Origin of the sequence: Rhodoferax sp. UBA5149 (genome assembly GCF_002413825.1) — a bacterium.
Classification (GTDB): domain Bacteria; phylum Pseudomonadota; class Gammaproteobacteria; order Burkholderiales; family Burkholderiaceae_C; genus Rhodoferax.
The window spans coordinates 1-5,554 of record NZ_DHXT01000034.1; the positions used below are offsets into that span (position 1 = coordinate 1).

The 5,554-nt window shown below is 56.4% G+C and carries 6 protein-coding genes; all 6 read right to left on the minus strand.

Features of this window, described 5'->3' with window-relative positions:
• A partial coding sequence (locus B3V69_RS02730) for a calcium-binding protein (protein WP_296443564.1) occupies positions 1 to 2,288 on the minus strand: 2,288 nt, incomplete at its 3' end.
• Positions 2,289 to 2,701: 413 nt separating this feature from the next.
• Entirely contained in the window at positions 2,702 to 2,848 is a 147-nt protein-coding gene (locus tag B3V69_RS02735) for a hypothetical protein (RefSeq protein ID WP_296443566.1), read from the minus strand.
• Between the two features lie 2 nt (positions 2,849 to 2,850).
• A complete protein-coding gene (locus B3V69_RS02740; RefSeq protein WP_296443568.1) occupies positions 2,851 to 3,852 on the minus strand; it encodes a hypothetical protein in 1,002 nt (333 codons plus the stop codon).
• Positions 3,853 to 3,862: 10 nt separating this feature from the next.
• Positions 3,863 to 4,699, minus strand: coding sequence for a hypothetical protein (locus tag B3V69_RS02745; RefSeq protein ID WP_296443569.1), 837 nt, complete (start codon positions 4,697 to 4,699; stop codon positions 3,863 to 3,865).
• A 127-nt stretch (positions 4,700 to 4,826) separates the two neighbouring features.
• Positions 4,827 to 5,144 carry a response regulator transcription factor gene (locus tag B3V69_RS02750; RefSeq protein WP_296443571.1) on the minus strand — a complete coding sequence of 106 codons (318 nt, stop codon included), beginning with the start codon at positions 5,142 to 5,144 and terminating at the stop codon, positions 4,827 to 4,829.
• A gap of 11 nt (positions 5,145 to 5,155) precedes the next feature.
• Positions 5,156 to 5,554: HlyD family efflux transporter periplasmic adaptor subunit (locus tag B3V69_RS02755; RefSeq protein ID WP_296443572.1), on the minus strand; the 399-nt coding region annotated here is incomplete at its 5' end.

Genomic DNA, 5,554 nt, shown 5'->3' on the forward strand with positions numbered 1-5,554 from the left:
GCACTCACACCGCTGAGCGTGTCGGCCGCGTTGGTGCCCAGCACCTCCAGTGCTCGGGTGTTGACCTGAGCCTTGCTCCAGCTGGTGCCGTCCGCAAACTTGACTTGCTCGATCTGGTTGTAGGCAAGGCTGTCGGCAAACCAGTTTTTCACCGTGATCTGGTCGACGCCGTTGGCCAGCTGGAACACCAGGTCCACGCCAGAGCGCAGCGGCGTGACGTCAGTTGCCGCAACGCCCGCGCCAAACTGGAGCACGTCGGTGTAGCTGTTGCCGTAAGGGCTGTAGTTATTGACCGTGTCCTGGCCGTCACCGACATTGAAGACGTAGGTGTTGTTCATTCCACCACCCGTGATGGTGTCGTTGCCCGTGCCGCCAATGAAGGTGGTGCCAGCGATGTACTGCGAACCCGTCACGGCCAAGGTGTCGTCACCGGCGCCGCCGTCCAGCGTGTCCGAAGAACCGTAGGCCAGCAAGGTGTCGTTGCCGTCCATGCCGTACAACTGGTCACTTCCACTCCCACCAGTCAGCATATTGCCTCCCGTATTCCCCAACACGATCGAACCAGCCGTACTGGTCGCGGTGTAGTCGGTCCCCGTAGCCCCCAACGGCACAATGCGCTCCGCCGTCATCAGGCTCTGAATGTCAGTGGTGAGCGGCGTGGTTTCCAGCATGCCCCGTAGCGTTTCATACGGCTGCCAACCTATCGCCCGAACAGTATCTCCCGCATATTTCTGCAAATCAATCAGGTCCGCCATTGCGTTGAGCGCAGTCGTTGGGTCCGTAGCGGCCGCCGCAAAACTTGCATTCAGGCGGGTGACGTCAAAGGCGATAGCCGTATCCGAAATATTCAAATCTACCAAGTCGAAATACTTCGACAGCCGCAAGGGGAGCAACAAGTTCGTGGTGGCGTCATCGACCAGCCTATTCCACAAAGTGTCAACGTGCGCCATGCCGCTGGGTGGCGTCGGAATGGTGACGCGGATGTAGCCGCTCTGGCTCGACATGACAGCGTTGCGGTTCTCGCGGATGATCTGTGACAAGGGCACCCATACCTCCACCGGTCTACCGTTGCTGCTCACGGCGGAGCGCATCGTGTAATTGATGGCATCGCCTTGCACCTGCGCCCAGCTCAGGAACGAGTAACCTGTAAAGGCTTCGTACGCAAACACCTTCTCCAGTCCTCCCACCATGCGCTCGCGCATGGCATCAAACTTGGTGCGGTCGGCCTCCGACAAAGTGGCCCGGTAGGCATCGCGATCAACCTCGCTGGCCTTGATGGCGGTGTCCATCCAGCCAGCCTCTTGCGCATCGGCCGGGTCGCTCATGATCAGCCCGTAACCAGCGGCAAGCGCTTGTTTACCGGCATTGTTGTAGACCGAATCATTGCCCCATTCGCGCATCAATGTGGCCACCGCTACTTTGTAGCCCGCACGGGTGGGAGCATCTTTGGCCTGCTCGATCAGCGCAATCAGCTCCGGGCTTTGGGTGGCCGCTTCTTGCAAGTCACGCACCCAGCCAGTGCCTGCAATGTTGGGTAGCGCCCTGGCCGCATCGCTCACCGTGATCGGTGTGAAAGAGTGCACAAAATTGTTTTGCGCCAGGATGAAGCTGCCGGCTTGCCCGGTGCTGGTGTTGCCTTGGCCGTCGACGCGGGTAAAGCTGCCGCTTTGCACCAGCATTGAGTCGGTGTATTGGGTGATGCCGGCGGTGCTGGTGAGGCTGATGCTGGCGATGTGGCTGTCAGCCAGGGTTTGCAGTTCATCCGCTTGGCTGACGCCGTCCTGATTCAGGTCGCGCCAGATGCGCAGGTTGGCGTACTGGGTGTCTGTTGCATCGAACTTGCCGTCCGCGTTGCTGTCGAGTTCAGCCAGGGCGGTAAAGCCGTTGGTGGCTTTCTGGCCATTGGACAGGATGGTCTCGTCGCCAAAGAGTTCGGTGCCTGAATCAATTTGCCCATTGCCATTGCGGTCCCACACCAACAGGCCGTCATCTGCACCTGCCCAGGCGGTGGCGGTTTTAATGCTGTCGCCGTTGGTGTCGAACAGGATGCCGTTGGACAACGGAGTGATCTCCAGGCCGTCGCCGTCGAGGTCCAGGATCAGGGGATCTACGTAGGGGACGTATTTGATGGTTTTGACCAGAGGGTCGGGGGTGGAGCCTAGGATGGGGGAGATGACGGCGGGGAATAAGTTCGGGTAACTCAGCGGTAGTACCTGATTGAGGTAGTCATCAAGCGCTTTGTTTTCAAGGCCCTTCAATCGATCAAGAGTTGCGTTGTGGTCATCCATCCACTTTTGTTCTTGAGCACTGACGGGCCTGTCAGGGCTGGGAATCATATGCCCATTACCATCGTAGAAGTATAAAGTCGGCGCGTTTGCATCGGTTGTATAGGTTAGGCCATATGCCAGTAAATTAAACCTACTGTAGTCAGTCGGTATCCCCGTCAGATACTGGGACGCATTGTCCAAAGCGAATTTTAGAATCTCTTTGGTTATTATTTTTCCATCTATTTCTATCATTTAAATGATCCTTTAAAAATTGAAAATGTCACGAATGGCAAACACGACTAAGGCGAAAATAATAGACATCACAAGCACCTTATTTGCGTCTTCTGCCGTGATCGGTCGTCTGTAAATTAAATACCGGCATAGCCCAAAAAAAATCAAAGATGCAAATACGATCCAGATAGACGTCCTAAGCATTAAGCATCTCCATGAATGAGGGCAATCGCTGAAACTACGCCAGCTATTGTTTGACCAGTAGAAGACAGGAATGAGAAACCATCCCCCGCAGTCGCGAAGTCTTCCGGACCACGCGCGATTGCCAAAACAATATCTTGCTGAGCCATGATTATTTCTCCTCGAAGTTGATGTGTTGAAGTGAAATTGCTTCGCATTGCTGCGGATTGAAATGCATGACCACCACGTGGCGTGGCTTGTCAGGCCCGGCTGCCAGAGACATGACGGCTGCGTTGCCGTCGGGTGTGAGTGAAACGCCAGCTGGTCTACCAGACAGGCCTGGCAGTTTGCAGCTTGTAGCGCCAAACAAAACGTCTACGTCGTAAATGTATGAACCGTGAGGAATTTGATTCAGGTTCGAAATAAACCAGCGCAAGCAACGCTTTGCCATTCGATCGCACAATACGTCATGTGTATTCTTTTCAAGGCGTTCACGCGAAAAAATCGGCGCAACGCCGCCAGGCAATGGATAACTCAACACAAGCGGGTGGGCTTCTTTTTTTTCACCCATTTGATCCTCCGTCCAGAAGAATCCGCTGCCCACAATGTTCGGCGCGGCGTAAGGAAGCACCGGGTCGGGCCCCACCTTCCGCAACTGCTGGTCTTGGCCAACCAAAATCCAGTAGTAGCCCGACAAGTAAAACCGTTTCCCCGTTTGATCAGCATGGCGCGTGCGCACCATCACTTGCCCAGGTGTGACTTCAACAGGAAAGGCCAGGCCGTCTTCCGACTCGTAAATTTTTTGCAAGCCTCTCTCGGGATTGTCGAGATCAAGCTTGCTCAGGTAGTCTTTCGCTGGTAAATCCGGTTTGCGGTGGGTCAGCAAGAGCTCATGCCCCTGCAGCCCAAAGCGAATGGAATGTGTTAAGGGCGGTCCTTGCACCGTGCGCCATGTGGTGTCTGTGCCGAGGTTGCGCACGCGTAGCAGTTGCTTGTCTGTTCCCGCGTTCAATAGTGTCGCAACCATTTTTCCATCAGCACTGATAGTTGTGTGCAAGATTGGTTTGTCGTGCCCCCGGTAATTGGGATTGCAGGCACTCAGTAGTCCAACTAGTACAACCAGCAAGATGCCAATCCCGCGCTGGCAAGACGTTGATTCAATTTTTGGATTCATTGATCTTTCCTTACTCAAGGTTGTTACTGGCAACGCCAAACTTGATGTGCAACCCTTGCAGGGTCAATTCATCTAGGCCGAGTTGAGTTACGGTCCCTCTCGTTGTCAGCGATCCACATCCAACAGCCCACTCAGCACTCATGCGCTTTCCCAGCCCTTTATGCCCTGTAAGCCGTGCGCAGCTTGCGTGAGCGCTTTTCGTTCTGGAGCGCACAGAACGGCGCGTCAAAGGTGATTGATGGACTGCCAAGCATCGTTTTTCACAATCAAATCTGCCTGTAGCGACCGATTGACGGACGTATCCAGCTATCAAATCGATAGTGATTCTGGTAAGTTTGCATTGCAGGTCCAGCGCCTGCGCCGTGCCCAAACTCATGGCCGGCCGCAAATCCCGCACCAACCCACTGCCCTGCATCTGCGGCAAGGCCTGCGCCCCGGCGGTGATGGCCGGGTCATCCGTGAACTGCCGGTAAAAGTTGTTGTTGGCCAGCAGCAGGCTGCCCGCCAGCTCGGCGGTGCCTGCATTGCCTATCGCACCGCCCACACGGGTAAAGCTGCCGCGGAAGGTCTGGGTGTTGCCCCCACCCAGGTTCACGTTGCCTGCCGTGCCGCTGACGTTGATGCTGGCAACGCCCAGCTCGGCAAAGGTGTGCCGACCACCCGGCTTCGCCGCATCACGCCCCGCCCGCCATTGACATTGCAAAGCAAATAGCCCTCTTGCCCTTTGAGAGCGCGCGTAAGCAGCTATGTTTTTCGCAGCAACGACGGCTCCCCAAAGTGCCTCGCGCACTTGCGCATGGGCATTGGCAGGCAAGGCCGCAGGCGCGGCGGCACTGGTGAATGACATGGTTGACAGAACTCCCCTTGGGACGAAACGAGTTGCCGGCTTTTGTGAAGCTCTTGGGCGACGATTCTTCATCGATCTTAGCGTTCGTAACCCGGTACAAATGTACCGATCTGACTCGGTGATTACCCTAGGCATGCTCAGCCACCTGGGCCCGTGCGCTCACGCCAAGGCGCACGCCGTTGCGTCGATCAAGGCTATTCCCATTGCGCCGGTCCGCCACACCCGCGTGCCACTGTCTTGCAAGCTGCGCCAGGTGTTCGCGGTACCAGAAGGCGGCCTGGTTACGGTTGCCCACATCAAGCTTTTTGAACAAGCGGCTGAGCTGGTTGCGAATGGTGAATTCGCTCTTGGCAACTTCCAGCGCGATGTCCTTATTGCTGGCGCCGTTGGTCAGCGCTTGCAACAAGTGCCGCTCGGCGGCATTGAGTTCAATGGGTTCCTGCATGCTTCTTTCTCCTAACGTTCCCGCAAACTCTCACTCCCCGCCCTTTGCACCGGACTCAGCAAATACTCAATCACCCTTCTGTGCCCGGTCTTGATCTCGGCCGTGATGTTCATGCCCGGGCTCAGGTGCACGCGCTTGCCGTCGATCAGCATGTCCTTCTGACTCAGCGTTAAGGTCGCGGGGTAATAAGAACCCTTCTTCTCATCCGTCACCGCATCGGCCGTCACCACATCGACTCGTGCATCGACCGTGCCGTACTTGGTGTACGGGAAAGTCTCCAGCTTCACCGCCGCCATCTGCCCGGCATTCACAAAGCCGATGTCCTGATTGGCAATGCTGACCTCGGCCGTCACCGTGGCGCTGTCGGGCACCACGATCATCAAGGCCTGGGCACTGGTGACGACACCGCC

Bases quoted from the DNA above. Each gene is read 5' to 3' on its own strand.
- B3V69_RS02750 (WP_296443571.1), bottom strand. From the start codon at position 5,144: ATGCAGGAACCCATTGAACTCAATGCCGCCGAGCGGCACTTGTTGCAA.
- B3V69_RS02735 (WP_296443566.1), bottom strand. From the start codon at position 2,848: ATGGCTCAGCAAGATATTGTTTTGGCAATCGCGCGTGGTCCGGAAGAC.
- B3V69_RS02745 (WP_296443569.1), bottom strand. From the start codon at position 4,699: ATGTCATTCACCAGTGCCGCCGCGCCTGCGGCCTTGCCTGCCAATGCC.
- B3V69_RS02740 (WP_296443568.1), bottom strand. From the start codon at position 3,852: ATGAATCCAAAAATTGAATCAACGTCTTGCCAGCGCGGGATTGGCATC.